Raw genomic sequence first — 248 nt, forward strand, 5'->3', positions numbered from 1 at the left:
GTTCATCGCCCAGTCGATCGACGCGGTGAAGCATACTTTGGTCGAGGCGATGATCCTCGTCGTGCTCGTCATCCTCGTCTTCCTCCAGAAATGGCGCGCGGCGATCATCCCGATCGTGGCCATCCCCGTGTCGCTGATCGGCACCTTCGCGGTGCTGGCGGCGCTCGGCTACAGCCTCAACAACCTGTCGCTGTTCGGGCTGGTGCTCGCGATCGGTATCGTCGTCGACGACGCGATCGTCGTGGTCG

1 protein-coding gene is annotated in these 248 nt (G+C 63.3%); it reads left to right on the plus strand.

The features are described 5' to 3' along the window. On the plus strand, positions 1 to 248 hold a 248-nt coding region (locus tag AC0IXR_RS25125; RefSeq protein ID WP_471762605.1), incomplete at both ends, for an efflux RND transporter permease subunit.

This window comes from Methylobacterium sp. AC832, from assembly GCF_979256025.1.